This window comes from Sphingobacterium sp. N143, assembly GCF_030325625.1.
Classification (GTDB): Bacteria; Bacteroidota; Bacteroidia; order Sphingobacteriales; family Sphingobacteriaceae; genus Sphingobacterium.
This window is the reverse complement of record NZ_JACAIS010000002.1, coordinates 344891-363395: the sequence shown is the minus strand read 5'-3', so window position 1 is coordinate 363395 and position 18505 is coordinate 344891. Positions and strand designations below refer to the sequence as shown.

The window sequence follows — 18505 nt, the reverse complement described above, 5'->3', positions numbered from 1 at the left end:
CATGGCAAATCTAAATATTGACAGTGAAAAAAATAGAACCTACGATGCGATTGTGATAGGTTCGGGAATTAGTGGCGGTTGGTCCGCAAAGGAATTGTGTGAGAGGGGACTGAAAACCTTGGTGCTGGAGCGAGGACGTGATGTACAACATATCAAAGATTATCCAACCACCAATATGATGCCTTGGGAATTTGAACATCGGAATGAGATACCATTTAAAGTCAAAGAAGAAAATCCGATTGTCAGCAAATGCTATGCATTCCATGAAGACGCAGCTCATTTTTTTGTAAAAGATAAAGAGCATCCTTATATACAGGAAAAGCCTTTTGATTGGATACGGGGTTATCAGGTCGGAGGTAAGTCTTTATTGTGGGCGCGGCAGACACAGCGCTGGTCGGATTTTGATTTTGAAGGCCCTGCACGGGATGGATTTGCGGTGGATTGGCCTATCCGTTATGCGGATCTGGCCCCATGGTATGCCTATGTGGAGAAATTTGCTGGTATTGCTGGTGACCATGATGGCCTGCCTGAACTACCAGATGGTGAATTTCTGCCGGGATATCCCCTGAACATCGTTGAAAAGTATTTCAAGGAAAAGGTGCAAAAGAAATTTCCGGAACGTAAAGTGATCTCCGCACGTTGTGCCCACCTATCTAAACCCAACCAGATCCATATCGAACAAGGACGGGTGCAATGTCAAAATCGTGTACTCTGTCAGCGAGGATGTCCTTTTGGGGGGTATTTTAGCTCAAATGCAACCACTATTCCTTGGGCAGCTAAAACTGGTAATATGACCTTGCGCCCATCATCGGTAGTGCATTCCATCTTGTACGATGAGCAAAAAAGCAGGGCTGTCGGTGTCCGTGTGATTGATACGAATACCAAGGAGGAAATTGATTTTTACGCAAAATTAATTTTTGTCAATGCGGCAGCGATCAATACCAATCTGATTCTACTGAATTCAACATCAAATCGTTTTCCCAATGGTTTGGGGAATGACAGTGGTGTATTGGGTAAATATGTTGCCTTCCATAACTATAGTGCAAGGATCTATGCGGAGTATGAAGGGCTCCTGGACTATACTGCCGAAGGCCGAAACCCTGCTGGTGGTGGTTATATCCCACGTTTCAGAAACCTGCACAAGCAAGAAACCGACTTTTTGCGGGGGTATGCCGCAGGCTTTGGCGCCTCACGCAGCAAGCAGTCCGACCGTTCGGGCTTGGGACTGGATCTCAAGAATAATCTGCTGAATCCCAAATTGGGGGTATGGCAAGTTGGTTCGCATATGATGGGCGAAACCATTCCGAAAGAATCGGGAAAGGTATCGTTGGATAGCAGCAAAAAAGATGATTGGGGTATCCCACTGTTGAAGATTGCCGTGGACTATGATGAAAACGACGAAAAAATGAAAAAAGATTATATCGAGGTCATGACCGAGATGTTTACGGATGCCGGTTTTACCAATATCCGGCCAGATACACATTGGCAGGCTCCAGGACTGGATATTCACGAAATGGGCGGAGCTCGCATGGGACATGACCCGAAAACATCCATCTTGAATAAATGGAATCAGATGCATGCTGTGAAGAATGTTTTTGTTACAGACGGTGCATGCATGACCTCAACATCTACACAAAACCCTTCATTGACATATATGGCATTTTCGGCCCGATCGGTTGATTACGCCATCAGCGAAATGAAAAAAGGAAATATCTAATTTTCAATGGGGAAAGGTTTTAAACAATACATCTTTCCCTATTGAAATTAAAATACTAATTTGCGGTCTTAATAGACCGTTTTAAACCCAATAACAGTAACCAAAAAGCAAGAGAAAAACAGATACAAACAATAATAAACCAAATTGATTCATCAAATTTTTTTAAAGAGAAGCAAAGCGATTTTGCGGTTATTCAGCAGGAAATTGAGCCTGTGAGTAAAGAGAATAAGGATCGATCCATGTGAAATGTGCTTGTGGGGCCTTGATAACCAGTTAGGTCCGATGGAAAACATGATCCTTAGGTTGGTGGCGAAATAGTGCATCTACATCAATTAAGGGAAAACTAAATTAAACTAAACGTTTTTTTTGCATCTTTTGCTAAAACGTTTTTATAAACCAAATCACTATTAATATGAGCAAAGTTGACGTAAAATCATTTGCGCAGCTTGGGAAAAAGTCAAAACTATTTTTCTCATTGGCTGTCATTGCTGGTACTTTCCAACATGTCAATGCCGCTGTCGGAACTGCAAGCCATTACGAAACTAAATCTTTCGTAAAGGAAGTGCACAGTCTGCAGCAGGAACTGAAAGGAAAAGTGCTGGATGCTGCCGGAAAACCTATCGCAGGGGTTACCGTTGCAGTGAAAGGAACTTCTAAAGGGGCCCAATCGGATGCCCAGGGAAATTTTACCATTGAAGCTAAAGGGGGCGATGTTTTAGTCCTTTCATCTGTGGGCTACAAAGCGAAAGAAGTAACAGTATCAGGTACCACGGTTACTGTACAGTTGGAGGAAGACCAGAGCCAGCTGGATGAAGTTGTTGTGGTCGGCTATGGTACCATGCGTAAGTCGGATGTAACGGGGTCTATCGCGATGGTAAAAGGGGCTGATATGATCAAAGATCAGAGCTTTAGCCCTTTGGATGCCTTGAGAGGTAAAGCGTCCGGTGTAAATATCTTTTCCAACTCGAGCCAACCTGGTGCCTATGCGAACCGGGTAGTGATCCGTGGTGTGGCGACGATCAATTCATCATCAAATCCTTTGTATGTAGTGGATGGGGTTGTGATGGAAGATTTCCATTTGCTGAATCCCAATGACATTGAAAACATCGAGGTATTAAAAGATGCTTCTTCAGCAGCAATCTACGGTGCGCGTGGTGCAAACGGTGTGATCTTAGTGACCACAAAACGTGGAAGTAAAGATGGTACACGTACAATCAGTTATCAAGGATCTGCAGGGGTCAGTTCGGCACAGCGTTATATGGACGTACTGAATGCGCAAGAATGGGTTGACGCCTTTATGATCGGGCTGGAAAATGAAAATAAATATGCTGCTCAATTTTTGAAGGACAGGGATAAGAATTGGAAGCCATGGTCATTGGATAAAAAAGATTGGTTCAACGATCCAAATTACTTTGATGCTAACGGCAACCCACTGTATGATACAGATTGGCAGAAGGAAGCTACAAGAACTGCAATATCTCACAACCACCAATTGAATATTCAGCAAGGGGATGAGAAATCATCGGTGGGTGCTTTCTTGAATTACACCGATCAACAAGGTATCGTAACTAATACCTGGAATAAGCGTGTGAACGGTAAGCTGGCCTACGACGCCAAACCTACTTCTTGGTTATCTACGGCAGTCAATTTGACGGTGAATCATACCTGGGGACGTTATACGCCGGAAGATGGTGGTGGCCAGGAAGCCCGCCGTACCATGATAGAAATGCTCCCATGGTATCCGGTCTATGATAAAGATGGTGAATATACTAATTCGTCTTCGTCTACGGTATCTGATAAATTGGGGTTTGAAGGAATGGCCAATCCTGTCTCAATTTTGGATTTACAAAAAAGGATGCGTTATAATACCCAGATTTTCGGTAATGCCGCACTCACATTTCACCTGGCAGACGGCTTAGATCTAAAAACGCAATTGGGGATTGACAGTCATCGAAAAAATTATAAAGGATACTCATCCATATCCTTGAATAATATCTCCAGGCCAAATGGTTGGGCCGAAATGAACAGCACGAATACCCTTTATTGGCAGGAAGAAACCTATCTTACTTATAATAAACAATTTGATAAGCATCGGATCAATGCCATGGCCGGTCTTTCATGGCAAGCGAGAACTTACGATTATAATAGTTCAAGGACAACTGGATTTTTTGATGATTTCTATGAATATAATAATCTTGGTATTGGCGTAACACCAGATCCCCCTACGTCAAATTGGAATAAGTGGGCAATGAATTCTTATTTTTTACGGGCAGCTTATTCCTATGATGATCGTTATTCGGCTACAGTGACGGGTCGTTATGACGGATCTTCCAAATTCGGTAAGAACAACAAGTATGCTTTCTTCCCCTCATTAGGTTTAGCCTGGAATATTTCCAATGAAGATTTCTTGAAAGGGAATGAATCTGTGAGTAATATGAAACTCCATACCAGTTTTGGTATGACGGGTAACTCGGAGATTGATCCGTATAAATCATTGGCCATTGTGGATGCAGGTACAATTCTATTGAATAATGTAAGAGCACCCTATTCATTTGTGAATACCATTGCCAATCCGGATTTAAAATGGGAAAAGACAGCACAATTTGATGTGGGTGTGGAATTGGGGCTATTTCAAAATCGTTTAAATTTTGATGTGTCTTATTACCGCAAAAAAACAACAGACCTCTTATTGGATGCGCCTTTGCCAACTGCCTCTGGATTTAGTACGGTCATGAAAAATATTGGTTCTGTCCAAAACCAAGGACTGGATATCATGATCAACGGAACGATTGTGAACAATGAAAACTTCAACTGGAAAGCCTCTATAAACGCCAACTATAATAAGAATAAGGTATTAAAACTAGGTGAAAATAATGCCGATATCCTTATGAACAGTTGGGTAGGTGGTGCCAATAGCATTATTCGCGTCGGAGAAAACTTAAATAGTTTCTATGGTTACAGAAGGCTTGGAGTCTATACACAGGCTGATGTGGATGCCGGAGATGCGAAAATGGAAGACATTGGACGCGCGAAACGTTCAACTGAAAAAGAAATTATTGGTAAAGGACTACCAGACTGGACCGGAAGTTTTGTCAATAATTTGAGGTACAAAAACTTTGACTTTACCCTGGATCTTCAATTTGTCAAAGGTGTGGAGATCATGCAACAATTCTTCCATTCCACGTATGACCGTTTTGGTATCACCAACGGCCTGAAGGAAATTTTGACAGATGCCTATAATGGATCAAATCCGAATACGATGGAACAGGCCATTTATCTGACCAATGGTGGGCATCGTGGACAGGATTCCAATGTGGATGATGCCTGGATTGCAGATGGATCTTATCTACGTGTTAATTTGATACAGGTAGGGTATACGTTTACACCGGAAGCACTCAAAAAGATTGGTCTTTCAAGATTACGCCTATATGCGAATGCCAATAACCCATTCTTGTTTACTTCCAGTGATTTTAAAGGTTATGATCCTGAAAGTACCTCACAAGGAGAAGGTAAATTTGGACAGAACATGACCTTTTTTGCCTATCCGAGAGCAAAGACATTCTCTCTGGGTGTAAATGTTACATTTTAATTTAGAACTTATCAAAATGAAAAATAAATTATTTCTGTTGTTGCTGGCCGGCATGGCTTTAACAACATCTTGTAATAAATTTTTAGAGGAAGAGCCGAGGTCCAATTTATCCTCAGAGCAATACTATGCCAATGAAGGGCAAGCCATGGCTACGGTGAACTCGCTATACCGTAGGGGTGCGCCACAGCGGTATTCTGTTGCCGCTAGTGCTTATGTTGGACCAACAGCTTCTATTAATACGATGCTAACGGGTTATTTTATAAATACATACGAAGGTCAAGAAAGAATATGCTTGTTTGCTAGACAGCTTACTAGACAGCAAAACACCAGCGTTGTATCCAGTACGATGAATACCATTTGGGATGAAAGTTACAAAGCCATTAATATCGCCAATGCAGGTGTTAAATATATTCCTGAAATTAATATGGATGAAACGCGGAAGAAAACTTTATTGGCTGAGACGAAGTTCTTTAGGGCATATAATTATTTCTATTTGGTAAAGACATTTGGAGCAATCCCCTTATCCATAAACCCAAATGAAACCTTGGCGGATGATCTTTATCTTGAACGTACCGAGCCAGCCAAGGTATATGAGCTGATTGAGGCAGACTTGAAAGATGCTGTTGCAGGTTTGCCAGCAGTTATGTTTGCGCAAAATGGACATCGCATCAGTAAATATGCTGCGGCAATGACGTTAGCCAATGTGTACTTGCAACAAGGTAAATTTGCGGATGCAGCAGTAACCGCCAAGATTGTCATTAATTCAGGACATAAAATGACCGCCAATACTGATCTAAAATTGAATAGTGCTTATAATAAACTGCGTACAACTGATGATCTGGAAGAAGTAATCTATGCCCAGGAGTATGATGCAACGATCAATAATAGCGGTTGGTGGACGACTTATGCATTTAGTTCTTCAGCAACTTCAGTTTTCGACAAATATTCCATTTTTGAACGTATTTACGGTCCAACAAACCAATTCTTAAATGTATATGAGGAGAAGGATTTACGTATTCAACCCAATCAGTTTTTTCACTGGTCCTATACAAACCCTGTAAATGGTAAGAAATGGACTTCTGATGTACCTGGTATTTGGTATTATTTTGATGAACAGGCAGCTACGGTAACGGGTAGAGGAACGAAGGATTGGAATTTTTATCGTTTCCCTGAGGCGCTGTTGATCGCTGCGGAAGGAATCGCTAAATCAACTGGTGTCACTTCTGAAGCTGCAGGATACCTCGCTCAAGTGAAAGCACGTGCTAATACTGAAGGAAAGTCTGTTGCATCGTTTACCACCGAATTACAAGCTTTATCTGCAGAAGATTTCGTCAAAGAATGCTGGATCGAACGGCTGAGAGAGTTCCCGCTTGAATTTAAGATGTGGGACGATATCCTACGGACAAAAATGTTCCCTATAATTTCGACTACAGAAGCCGGAAAAGTGACATTTGTTCCTTTAGTAGGTGCTAAAAACGGATCTGGAGCAACCTTTAAGGAATCCGATCTGTTATGGCCAATTTCTCCGGATGAAATACAGCGAAATAATAAGCTGACCCAAAACCCGGGATATCAATAGCAGCCTATCATGGCCATCAACAGATGGCCATGGTTATTCCTGAATTAATCCGTGAACTATATAATACGCATAATTTGATGTCAAATTTTTTTAAAAATTTCCCCTTTAAAAATTAAAGTATTATCTTGAGATCATAATCAAGCACTTAAGCTAAATACAATAGCCAACAGGGAAGCTAGCTAATATATAAAAAGAAACAGACTATTTTTTTTTCTTAAAGAGCAAAACCGTTTTTGCAAAGTTCTAATCAACGATTATATTTTGAGTTAGTTGCTTTACACAGCGGACTATTTTGTATTTTTTTTTAAAAGATAATATAGGATTGACCACTAGGGTTCATCTCGCTCAAAAACTGCGGACGGACCTGCGTCATTTTCAATGATCAATAATGAATACTAATTAAACATAGGCGTTTTTGTGACCAAAAGCTAAAACGTTTTATAAACCAAATCACTAATTATATGAGCAAAATTGATTTAAAAACATTTGCGCGGTTAACGAAAAATACAAAGTTATTTTTCTCGTTGACTGTTATCGCGGGAACAATGCATCAGGCATATGCTGCTGGTCTTGTCCCGGGCAATGAATCGAAAAAGGCTTCCATCGATAAGATGGCTAATTTTCAGGAGCTGATCAAGGGAAAGGTACAGGACGCAAAGACTGGCGAAACGATCGCTGGAGTTTCTGTAAGTGTCAAAGGCTCTGCTAAGGGGACAACATCCGATAGGGAAGGTAATTTTGCGATTCAGGCGAAGGCTGGCGATATTCTGGTCTTCTCCTCCATCGGTTATCGGTCCAATGAGGTAAAGGTGACCAATAATGCGCCGCTGAGTATTCAACTGTCATCAGCAGCAGACCAATTGGAAGAAGTCATTGTCGTGGGCTATGGTACGCAAAAGAAAAGTGAAGTAACATCGGCCGTGGCTTCCGTGAAAGAGAAGGATTTTAATCAAGGGGGAATGCGCAATCCAATGGACCTGGTACAGGGGAAGGTCGCTGGTCTGAACGTCACCCGGACGCAGGGAAGTAATCCTAACGCTGGTTCTGATATTCAGTTGCGTGGTATGGCATCTTTAAAAGGGGGTAATAGTCCTTTGATTGTTATTGATGGAATCCCGGGAGGAAATCTTGATTTAATTAAACAAGGCGATATCGAATCCATTGACGTACTGAAAGATGGTTCGGCAGCAGCAATCTATGGTACCCGCGGGAATGGTGGTGTGATCTTAGTCACCACCAAAAAAGGAAAGTCTGGAGAGCCACGATTTGAATATTATACCTATGGTCAACATGAGGCTGTAGCTAAGAGGCCGGAGATGTTAAGTGCACAGCAGTTTAGGGATTATGTGGTCAATGGACAAAATAAACCTGATTTGGACTTAGGTGCTTCAACGGATCTATATGATGAATTGATCAACAAAAATAATTTTTCAACCTTTCATAACTTCGTAGCTAGTGGAGGTGGGGAAAAATCTAATTATCGTGCCTCAATTAATTATGAAAATGCAGAAGGTATTGCCAAACAGAATGGCCGTCAGCAATTTGGTGGACGTATTAATTTTTCACAGACAGGATTAAAGGATCGATTGACATTCTCGGGTAATATTGCGGCAAATTTTAATAAAGCTGACCTACTTGGAGGGAAAACGGAATATTTTGAACAGGCAATTCAACGTAATCCAACTGCCCCATTATATAATGAAGATGGTAGTTTTTATCAGACCCAAGGATATAATAATTTTAACCCCCTGGATCGTATGGCCAATCGTGTGGATCAACGAAATCAAGAGACGTTTTCGGGAGATGCCCGTTTAAAATTCAAAATTATTGAACCCTTAAGTATTTCTGCATTCGGATCTTATCTTAGGAATAATTGGAATGATCGTCAGTATAGATCAATCAAAGATTGGGATCAGCGCCAAAATTCAGAATATCAAGGTATGGGCTATGCCTGGAAGCGTAATGAACTGACTTGGTCCAAAACATTTGAAACAACAATTGATTATAATCAAACTTTTAATGAAAAGCATAATGTCACTGGATTATTAGGCTACAGTTTCCAATATAATGGGTATGAGCGATTCGAGATGGCAAATAATGGATTTACAACCGATGCTTTCCAGGACTGGGATATGGGAAGTGGAACGGCTTTAACCAATACCAAATTACCAAGGCCATCAATGGGCTCATTTAAAGAAGATAATAAACTAATCGCTTTTTTTGGTAGGGTAAACTATAATTATGATCAAAAATATTTTATAAGTGCAATTCTTAGAAGAGAAGGTTCTTCACGCTTCGGAGCAAATCACAAATGGGGAAATTTTCCAGCAATTTCGGCAGGTTGGACGATTACCAATGAGGATTTTTTCACAAATAAAGATGTGGTTAATAATCTGAAACTGCGTGCCGGATATGGTATTACTGGTAATCAGGGATTTCCAAATTATAACTCTTTGATTTTATTAGGTACGGGCGGAGTTTATCCTCAGGATGGGATCTATTACCAAACCTATGGACCAACACAAAATCCAAATCCGGATTTGAAATGGGAACAGAAAGCGGAATTAAACATAGGTCTTGACTTTGGTTTATGGAATAACCGCTTGACAGGATCCTTGGATGTATATAATCGAAAAACGAACGATTTGCTTTACGAATATAAAGCTCAGCAGCCTGCATATGTAAGTACCAAAATCTGGTATAATGTCGGAGAGGTCTCCAATAAAGGTGTAGAATTGCAATTAACTGGTATAGCCATGCAGAAGGAAGATTTCAAATGGACAATCGATTTTGCAGGAAGTTACCAAAAAAATAAATTAGTGTCTATGTCCAATGATATCTTTAAAAATGACTGGTTAACCTTTGGAGGACTTCCTTCACCTGGTAATCTGGGAGATGCCATCCGTTTGGAAGAAGGGGGGGAAATAGGCTCTTTTTATGGAAAACGTTACGCTGGATTGAATGATAAAGGAGAATGGTTATTCTATAAGGCTGATGGTACTACTGGGACAACGAGTGAAGTGAATGATAATGACCGAGCGTATATTGGCAATGGTGTCCCGAAATTTAATGCTTCTTTAGGAAATCGTTTTGCTTATAAAGGTTTTGATCTAACCATCTTTTTCCGAGGAAAATTCAAGTACGATATCCTAAATACTGCAGACATGTTTTTTGGAAATCAGAAATGGTTACCGAATAACGTTTTTGAAAGTGCCTTTACCAAACATGCAGCTATCAAACAAGATCCACAATATTCCGATTACTATTTGGAGAACGGAAGTTTTGTGAAGTTGGATAATATCACGTTGGGTTATAATTTCAAATTGAAGACTGATTATATCAAAAGTTTATATGTCTATGCAACAGGAAGAAATATTGCAACATTTACAAAGTATACGGGATTAGACCCTGAACTACAAGATACAGGTTTCGAAGCTGGAATTGATTCACGAAGTTTTTATCCAAGAACACGGTCTTGGACAATTGGTTTAAATGTTGGGTTTTAAAATTGTAATAACATGAAAAAAGCTAATAAATATATATGCTATACATTGTCGGCCTTGATGCTGGGTGGAACAATTTCATCATGTACTAAACTAGATGAGAATGTATATAGCCGAATTAAAAATGAAAATTTTTATAAGAATAAACGAGAAGTAATGCAGGCCGCCTTGCGCCCATTTACGCACATGCAAGCCTGGTTGGCCCCAACAGGAGGAAATGGGTTTTACTACCACTCAGAATTGAGTGCGGATCAGGTAGCTTGGCCGCAAAAAGGTCGACATGGATATGATGGTGGAGATCATATCAGACAGCATTACCATACCTGGACAAGTAATGAGGGACGGATGCGTGGAGCTTGGGAGTTAATGTGGGGTGGAGTTGGTTATGTGAATAATGCCATTCAGGATATAGAAAAATTGGATATTACACAAATCCCTGACCTAAAAGAAGAAGAACGAGCTCAAATTATTACGCAATTAAAAGTAATGCGAGCTTTTCATTATATCAAGATTATGGATCTTTGGGGGAATGTTCCGATTGCTACAAAAGTAGCTGATCCATTAAATCCGGAAACGAAACCACGTGCAGAAGTCTTTGCATTTATTCAAAAAGAGCTGGAGGAAAATGTACCAAAATTACCTAAAACTTCTGCTGAAAATATCGGCCAAGTTTCGATGGCTGCTGGTTATGCAATGCTGGCCGAGCTTTATTTGAACGCGGAAAAGTGGTCAGGTAAGGCCATGTATGACCAATGTATTGCTGCATGTAATAAGATAATTTCAGGGGAAACAGGAGGAATAGGAGGGACTCCCAAATTAGCCTCTGACTTAAATTCTTTATTTAGTAATACAAATTCTGAAAACCCTGAGTCATTATTTCAATTTCAGTATAGTCGGCAAGCAGGTTTTACATTTGATTGGGCAGGTTTTTATATGAGTTATGACTATATGAAAGAAGTGCTCAAAGTGGGGTATGGAGGATGGAATGCCTTTGTGGTGATCCCAACAGCATTTGATGCTTATGCCGAAAATGACCTGCGGAAGAAAGAGTGGTTTCTTTTTGGACCTCAATATAAGTATGGAACAACGATTCCTGTCTTAGGAACAGAGGAATATTCAGGTAAACCTTTAGTGTTTGTCAACTCAATCCGTAGAGAAAGTGAAGGCGATAAGACTTCTGAGGGAGGCATGACGAAAGGAGAGGAAAATTCAGGCGCACGCTTCAATAAGTATAAATCAGGCACGCTGGATGATCCTAACTATTGGGAAAATGATTACATCATTTATCGCCTGACAGAGATTTATTTTGATAAGGCCGAGGCACTGATGCGGAAAAATGGTGGGACAGCAACACAGGAAGCTGTAGACCTCATCAATGCATCCCGTAAACGGGCTTTCAAAGATGCTGACTGGAATGCCAATAAATATACAACGGCTACATTGACCTTGAATGAATTGTTGGCTGAACGTGGGCGGGAGTTTATTTTTGAAGGGAAAAGAAGAACTGATCTTATCCGTTTTGGTAAATACACTACGGCAACTTGGTGGGACCATAAACCTTCGAACGATAAAAACAAGGAAATCTATGCGGTGCCTATGGATCAGCTGGCAATTAATCCAAATTTAAAGCAAAATCCTGGCTATTAATCCAAAAGAATACGGGAGCCTAGGCCCCCGTATTCTTTTTTGTAAGTGGGTGTATGATATGGATATAAAACAATGTTATTCTTCGGGGTTCATCAGCCATTGACCGTTGAAGGAGCATACACGCCTACCATGGTGAGTTAGAAATGAATAAAACAACAAAGAATGAAAAGATATTTTACGACATTGCTTTTGAATTTAATTTGTCTGTGTGCAAGCTTTGCGCAGAAAAATAATTTTCAGTCCCATGCTGTTCAGACACTGGACCGTATTTACCAAAAATTCGGAAATACCGAAAACCAACTTTTAGCTGAGAAATACCCATTTGACAACAATTTTAAAGCGGATTACCTGAATAATAATCAGCAGGCTGCCCAGCAAAAAAAGTATGCTTATCTGTGGCCTTTTTCAGGAAGTTTTTCGGCAGTAAATGCCCTGTTGGAGTTGCCCGAAGTGAAAAATACATATCAAAAAGTGCTTGATGAAAAAGTGTTGCCGGGACTTCGTGAATACCGCGATGTCAAGCGCAATCCAACAGGATATGCTTCCTATCTGAATACAGCAGCAGCATCGGACCGCTTTTATGACGATAATATCTGGCTGGGGATTGATTTCACAGATAGCTATATACATACACGCAAAACCGGCTATCTGCAATCGGCCAAAGAAATCTGGGATTTTGTCAAGAGTGGCGAAGATGATCAGCTTGGTGGCGGTATTTATTGGTGCGAACAAAAGAAAGAATCCAAAAATACATGCTCAAATGCCCCGGCCAGTGTATTTGCGCTCAAGCTCTTTGAAGCGACCAAAGAAAAGCAATACCTGACGGAAGGAAGACGTCTTTATGAATGGACAAAAGAACACCTACAGGATCCAGCAGACAAGTTGTACTGGGATAATATCCATCTGAATGGCAAGGTTGACCGGACGAAATTTTCGTATAACGCTGGACAAATGTTGCAGGCAGCAGCTTTGTTGTATAAGCTTTCTGGAGAGAAAAAATATCTGCAGGAAGCACAGGAACTTGCCGAAGCTTGCTTGGTATACTTTTTTGAAAAAACTGAAGATCAGGACTATCCCCGGTTGAAAAACAGCAACCTATGGTTTCATGCTGTGATGCTGCGGGGATATATTGAATTGGCAAAGCTGGATGGCAATAGGATGTATATCGATATTTTTACCAAAAACTTAGATTTTGCCTGGGAAAATATGCGCGGTGAGGAAGGCCTGTTTACCGCGGATTGGACATTGAAGGAAAGAAATAAATCGAAATGGCTGTTGGACCAATGTGCCTTTGTCGAAATGTATGCCCGTTTAGCAAAATTAGGACGCTGATAGGTGGACAATATGGCCCCTATGCCGGTACATGTAACATATTGGTTAGATACATTAAATAATGTTTACTTAACATAATAAAACAATAAAGTTTTTACTTTTGAGGTATATCAAATTGTCAATAATAACAGGTAGGCTAGCTTTATTCTTTCGATGGGAGCGGAGGCCTCGAGCTGAAAGGGGGGCTGTTGCTTATTTGTGAACATTGCCACAAGGGCGTGGAGTTAGAAATCCTATGGGAGATATTGACAGTTTTTTTGTTAAATACCAATCTAAGTTTATTATGAAAATTAAGAATCTGTTATTGCCGTTTATTTTTATTGGACTATCTACCTGCAGTGTACTGGCACAGAGTAAAAAGGTCAAGCATATTGTTTTGGTCGGGTTTGATGGCTTTGGGGCTTATGCTTTACTCAAAGCGGATATGCCTAATCTCAAAAAGATGATGGCTGAAGGGACTTACAGCACGCATGTGCGTACCGTTTTACCTTCGTCAAGTGCGGTGAACTGGGCTTCAATGCTGATGGGAGCAGGACCGACTGCACATGGTTATACGGAATGGGACAGTAAGACACCTGAGATTCCCTCTACGGTACAAACTCAGAATGGCATGTTCCCCTCGCTGTTTAATGCGGTGGCAGCCAAAGATCCAAAAGCAAAATTTGCCGTTGTCCATAGTTGGGAAGGTATTGGTTACCTGATCGACCGCAAAGTCGTACAGACGGTTGTTGGAACAAAAGATGATGAGGAAGCAACCTTGAATACGGCCGTGGACATTATCAAGAAGGATAAACCGACGATCACTTTTGTTCATTTTGACCAACCTGATGGAGTAGGGCACAATATTGGACATAATACGCCTGAATATTATGCGGAGTTAAAGCATGTGGATGAGCGTATCGGCAAATTAAAGCAGGCTGTGGAAGATGCCGGTATTGCCAAAGAAACCATCTTTGTGGTGGCTGCAGATCATGGTGGAACAGGAAAAGGGCATGGTGGAAAATCATTGGCTGAAGTGGAGATCCCGTGGGTGATGACAGGCCCGGGGGTACCAAAAAGTAAGGAAATAAAAGGAACAGTGATGATTTATGATATAGCTCCTACATTGACTTGGTTGCTTCGGGCTCCGCTTGATGCAGCTTGGCGTGGACAGGCTATCAAAGCATTCCAACAATAAAAATATCATTCTATAGAAAATAAAAAGCCCTAGATAGATCTTAGGGCTTTTTATTTTCTATAGAATGCAACGATTATATATCTACGACAACATCCATTTTGAAGTCATCATCTTTTAAATGAACGATTTCGGTTGCTTTTTCGTAGTTCGTCGATTTCTTGGAGAAGAAATCGTGTTGCGTTGTTTCTGTATTCAAACCGTTCAAGACGATTGGATTGACTTGTTTAACCTCAAAGATCGGGTCAAAGCCCAAGTTCATCAATGCCTTATTGGCATTGTAACGTACATATTCTTTGACTTCGGCTGTAAGACCGACTTCTGTATAAATCTCTTCGGTATATTTGAGTTCATTCTCATACAGGTTATAAAGCAGGGCTAAAAAACGAGCTTTTACCTGGTCTTGATTTTTCAATGTTTTGAATTGATCCTGTGCCATCAACCCTACGAATACGCCGTGAATGGACTCGTCAGCGATGATTTTTTTGATGATATCTGCAGAAGCTACCATTTCTCCTTGCCCACATAACCATAACGGCAAAAAGAAACCAGAGTAAAACAAGAAGGACTCTAATAATACGGACGCAGCCATAGCCATGTAGATCTCCTCGTCTGAGGCATCTTCCTTATCAATGGCACGGTAATAACCATCAATCATCTGGGCTTTATATTGCAAATATTTATTTTGTTGGACCCATTCAAAGATTTCATTGATTTCAGCTGTCGTTGAAACGGTTGTGAAAATAGTGGAATACGATTTAGCATGGATGGCTTCCATCATACACATATAGGACAAAACAGCTTTGTTCTGTAAAGTGTCGATATGGTCGATGATTTTTGGCATACCCGTATGACTCTGCAGGGTATCCAGTAGGGTTAGCCCTCCTAAAGCCTTTTTGTAGGCTTCTTTCATTTCTGGACTGATGCGTTTCCAGCTATCGATATCTTTCGAGGGAATGTACTCGGTATCGATCCAGAACTGACGGATATTTTGTTCCCAGAACATCAATACATAATCGTTCTCGGGCGTATTCCAATTGACAGCTTTATATGTTTTACTCATTTTTAGTTTAAAGTATTAGGCATTTAATATCATGTATTTAGACGGCTGATGTGTAAATTAAGCCAAAAGTTGTCAATAACTTAGACAACTTTTGACCTCTTCACATTATATATCCAAATACTAAAATCTCAAGATTAAGCTGAACAAGAGACACATTCATCGATGGTCGATTTTCTTGTCCGTGTATAATAAAGGGATTTTAACCCCAGTTTATGGCCATAGATGTAATATCTAGACAGATCTCTTGTCGAGTCTTTCGAGTTGGTATGCAGGATTGTGGATACCCCCTGATCGATATGGCGTTGGATCACGGAGATCAGTTTCAGTACTTTAAACTGATCCATATCATATGCTGATTTGAAATAGAAATAATTATCGTTTGTCAGGTATGGCATTGGATAATAGGTCGTGCTGTCTCCATATTCACGAACTTCGATAATATCGACGATTGGCATCACGGATGCTGTTGCATTCATGATATAAGAAGTTGACTGATTTGGAGCAATAGCCAAACGGTACGCATGGTAAATACCGTGTTCTTTAATTTTAGCTTTTAATTCCAACCAATCTTCTACCGTTGGGATATGTATACCTTCGAACAGTTCCTTGACTTTATCTGTTTTTGGAATATAGTCGCGGTTTACATAATTATTGAAATAGGTACCATCTGCATATGCTGATTTTTCAAATCCGACAAATGTTTTTCCACGTTCCTTGGCAATTTCCATGGATGCTTCCAAAGAATAATAGTTCATCATCATGAAGAAGGTATTGGCAAAATCCAATGCTTCATTTGATTCATACATGATAAAGCTTTTTGCGAGGTACCCATGTAAGTTCATCGCACCAAGCCCTACGGAATGCAACTCCCGGTTTGCTTTGGCAATGGAAGGCACCATATCGATATTGGTTACGTCTGTAACAACTGTTAAAGCGCGCATGGCTGTTTTCACCGTTTCTTTAATACGCTTATTGTCCATCACAGTTGCAATGTTTAATGACCCCAGATTACAGGAGATACCGTAACGGATGCTGTCTTGCTTGCCGTAGATCTCAATATCTGATACTTGTGAAACCTGCATGATCTCCGTACATAAGTTAGAGAATTTCACTTGACCGATTCCATTCAGGGCATGTACACGGTTGGTATTCTCTTTAAAGAAGATATATGGGTAGCCTGATTCTTTTTGTGTCTGAGCGATTTTAACCAATAGGTGACGTGCATTGATTTTTTTCTTTTTCACGTTTGGATTGGTGATCAATTCGTCGTACATCTTGTCCATATCCATTTCATCCAGATATTGACCATACTCTTGCATAACCGTGTGCGGATAGATGAGGTAACAAGGTTCATCTTTTTCGGCCAGCTCCATGAATTTGTCTGGAACGATGATACCGATAGATAAAGATTTGATACGTACTTTTTCGTCGACATTGATTTTCTTACAGTCCAAAAACTCTTCGATATCAGAGTGGAATATGTTTAAGTATACCGCACCGGCTCCTGGACGCTGTCCCAGCTGATTGGCATAAGAGAATGTATCTTCCATGATCTTCATGATCGGCAGGACCCCTCCAGCGCGGCCTTCAACACCTTTGATGGCTTCACCACGTGCACGGATTTTGGATATATTGAAAGAAACCCCACCTCCGATAGAGGATAATTTCATCGCTGAATCCACGGCATAACCGATACCATTCAGGTTATCACCGATTTCATCCAAGAAACAAGATACCAATTCGCCGGAACGCTTTTTACCCGCATTCAAAAATGTTGGGGTCGCTGGCTGATATTCTTGATTGATCATGATTTCTGCATATTCAATGGCTTTTTGTACACCTTCTTCTCTGGCTAAGAATAAGGATACAGCCACGACACGGTCTTCATAGCGCTCCAGGAATTTTTCACCAGAATCGTCACGCAATGCATAGCTCTGGAAAAATTTAAATGCCGCCATGAAGGATTCGAAACGGAATTTTTTAGCGTATACATAATTGAATACTTCTTCCATTTCTTCAAATGTAAACCATTGATAAAAATCGATATAATAATTGTTCTCTATCAAATAGTCGATTTTTTCCTTTAATGTATAAAAGAACACCGTGTTCTTGTTTACATATTCCAGGAAATAGGCGCGAACAGCTTCTTTGTCTTTATGTAAGCTGAACTCGTCATCATGCTTAATCATGATTTCATTATTAAGCAATATCCAGTTTTTTGCTACTTCGTTTGCTACCATCGCAAAAGTTCTTTAAGATGTCAATAAATTGATTAATGTCTTCCATTGTCCCTGACAATTCAAATTTAAACGCCAAAGGAATATCAAAATCCTGTGAAATACGATCAGCGGCTAAACCAAAATTTGGTCCCCAGTTGCGATTGCCACTGGAGGTTACCGAATACATGTTTTTTGCTTCTCGTTTCATGAATTCTTTCGTGTTTTCAGGTACCTGCCCAAAATTAGTCGTAAAAGTGACCAAATGCCCTGGATGTTCGACCTGAAGGTCTGCGGTAATTTTATGAACTTGCCAGCCCGTGATCTGTGCTACTTTATCCATAAAACGTTGTACATTACCTGTTCTGGAATCGTAATAAATGTGTATCATAGTGCTATTTTTATGGTCATGATACCCTCGATTTATTAAAGTGCAATGGCAGCCAATTCTTCTGGTTTAAAGCCAATGATACGGTGCTGAATTTCTTCGTCTTCCAATACGATAACTGTTGGAACCGTACGGATTTTAAATTTTGCGGCCAAGTCAGGTTCATCAAAAGGATTAACCGTTTCATATTGGATACCTTTTTGATCCAAATAAGCCGATACTTGTGCACAAGGAGCACAATCATTTTTCTCAAATTTGATAATTCTTGCCATGTCGATATGTTTATTTTGTTATCCG

General features: G+C 40.4%; 11 protein-coding genes. 7 read left to right on the top strand and 4 right to left on the bottom strand.

Features of this window, described 5'->3' with window-relative positions:
* Position 1 precedes the first annotated feature (1 nt).
* The 7 genes from HX021_RS05095 (at position 2) to HX021_RS05065 (ending at position 14544) form a co-directional block, all read left to right on the top strand.
* Complete coding sequence (locus HX021_RS05095) at positions 2 to 1717, top strand: GMC oxidoreductase (RefSeq protein ID WP_286588930.1); 1716 nt, start codon at positions 2 to 4, stop codon at positions 1715 to 1717.
* A 412-nt stretch (positions 1718 to 2129) separates the two neighbouring features.
* On the top strand, positions 2130 to 5306 hold the full coding sequence (locus HX021_RS05090; protein WP_286588929.1) for a SusC/RagA family TonB-linked outer membrane protein: 3177 nt from the start codon (positions 2130 to 2132) through the stop codon (positions 5304 to 5306).
* 16 nt (positions 5307 to 5322) lie between these two features.
* Positions 5323 to 6885 carry a RagB/SusD family nutrient uptake outer membrane protein gene (locus tag HX021_RS05085; protein WP_286588928.1) on the top strand — a complete coding sequence of 521 codons (1563 nt, stop codon included), beginning with the start codon at positions 5323 to 5325 and terminating at the stop codon, positions 6883 to 6885.
* Between the two features lie 461 nt (positions 6886 to 7346).
* Positions 7347 to 10391 carry a SusC/RagA family TonB-linked outer membrane protein gene (locus HX021_RS05080; protein WP_286588926.1) on the top strand — a complete coding sequence of 1015 codons (3045 nt, stop codon included), beginning with the start codon at positions 7347 to 7349 and terminating at the stop codon, positions 10389 to 10391.
* Positions 10392 to 10403: 12 nt separating this feature from the next.
* Entirely contained in the window at positions 10404 to 12035 is a 1632-nt protein-coding gene (locus HX021_RS05075) for a RagB/SusD family nutrient uptake outer membrane protein (protein ID WP_286588925.1), read from the top strand.
* Positions 12036 to 12197: 162 nt separating this feature from the next.
* The gene (locus HX021_RS05070; protein WP_286588923.1) at positions 12198 to 13367 is read left to right on the top strand and encodes a glycoside hydrolase family 76 protein; all 1170 of its coding nucleotides are present in this window, start codon (positions 12198 to 12200) and stop codon (positions 13365 to 13367) included.
* A gap of 283 nt (positions 13368 to 13650) precedes the next feature.
* Positions 13651 to 14544, top strand: a complete 894-nt coding sequence (locus HX021_RS05065; protein ID WP_286588921.1) for an alkaline phosphatase family protein — start codon at positions 13651 to 13653, stop codon at positions 14542 to 14544.
* 73 nt (positions 14545 to 14617) lie between these two features.
* Here the strand turns inward: HX021_RS05065 and nrdF are convergent, their stop codons facing one another.
* From nrdF to HX021_RS05045, 4 genes are all read right to left on the bottom strand, one after another.
* Positions 14618 to 15604, bottom strand: coding sequence for a class 1b ribonucleoside-diphosphate reductase subunit beta (gene nrdF, locus HX021_RS05060; protein WP_286588920.1), 987 nt, complete (start codon positions 15602 to 15604; stop codon positions 14618 to 14620).
* Positions 15605 to 15738: 134 nt separating this feature from the next.
* A complete protein-coding gene (gene nrdE / locus HX021_RS05055; RefSeq protein ID WP_286588919.1) occupies positions 15739 to 17793 on the bottom strand; it encodes a class 1b ribonucleoside-diphosphate reductase subunit alpha in 2055 nt (684 codons plus the stop codon).
* 10 nt (positions 17794 to 17803) lie between these two features.
* Positions 17804 to 18211: a class Ib ribonucleoside-diphosphate reductase assembly flavoprotein NrdI gene (gene nrdI, locus HX021_RS05050; RefSeq protein WP_286588917.1), complete on the bottom strand. Its 408-nt coding sequence runs from the start codon at positions 18209 to 18211 to the stop codon at positions 17804 to 17806.
* A 35-nt stretch (positions 18212 to 18246) separates the two neighbouring features.
* Positions 18247 to 18480: a thioredoxin family protein gene (locus HX021_RS05045; protein ID WP_077437059.1), complete on the bottom strand. Its 234-nt coding sequence runs from the start codon at positions 18478 to 18480 to the stop codon at positions 18247 to 18249.
* Positions 18481 to 18505: the final 25 nt, after the last annotated feature.

What these genes read in the sequence shown, in the direction of transcription:
- HX021_RS05095 (WP_286588930.1), top strand. Translation starts at nt 2, where the DNA reads ATGGCAAATCTAAATATTGACAGTGAAAAAAATAGAACCTACGATGCG.
- HX021_RS05090 (WP_286588929.1), top strand. Translation starts at nt 2,130, where the DNA reads ATGAGCAAAGTTGACGTAAAATCATTTGCGCAGCTTGGGAAAAAGTCA.
- HX021_RS05085 (WP_286588928.1), top strand. Translation starts at nt 5,323, where the DNA reads ATGAAAAATAAATTATTTCTGTTGTTGCTGGCCGGCATGGCTTTAACA.
- HX021_RS05080 (WP_286588926.1), top strand. Translation starts at nt 7,347, where the DNA reads ATGAGCAAAATTGATTTAAAAACATTTGCGCGGTTAACGAAAAATACA.
- HX021_RS05075 (WP_286588925.1), top strand. Translation starts at nt 10,404, where the DNA reads ATGAAAAAAGCTAATAAATATATATGCTATACATTGTCGGCCTTGATG.
- HX021_RS05070 (WP_286588923.1), top strand. Translation starts at nt 12,198, where the DNA reads ATGAAAAGATATTTTACGACATTGCTTTTGAATTTAATTTGTCTGTGT.
- HX021_RS05065 (WP_286588921.1), top strand. Translation starts at nt 13,651, where the DNA reads ATGAAAATTAAGAATCTGTTATTGCCGTTTATTTTTATTGGACTATCT.
- nrdF (WP_286588920.1), bottom strand. Translation starts at nt 15,604, where the DNA reads ATGAGTAAAACATATAAAGCTGTCAATTGGAATACGCCCGAGAACGAT.
- nrdE (WP_286588919.1), bottom strand. Translation starts at nt 17,793, where the DNA reads ATGATTAAGCATGATGACGAGTTCAGCTTACATAAAGACAAAGAAGCT.
- nrdI (WP_286588917.1), bottom strand. Translation starts at nt 18,211, where the DNA reads ATGATACACATTTATTACGATTCCAGAACAGGTAATGTACAACGTTTT.
- HX021_RS05045 (WP_077437059.1), bottom strand. Translation starts at nt 18,480, where the DNA reads ATGGCAAGAATTATCAAATTTGAGAAAAATGATTGTGCTCCTTGTGCA.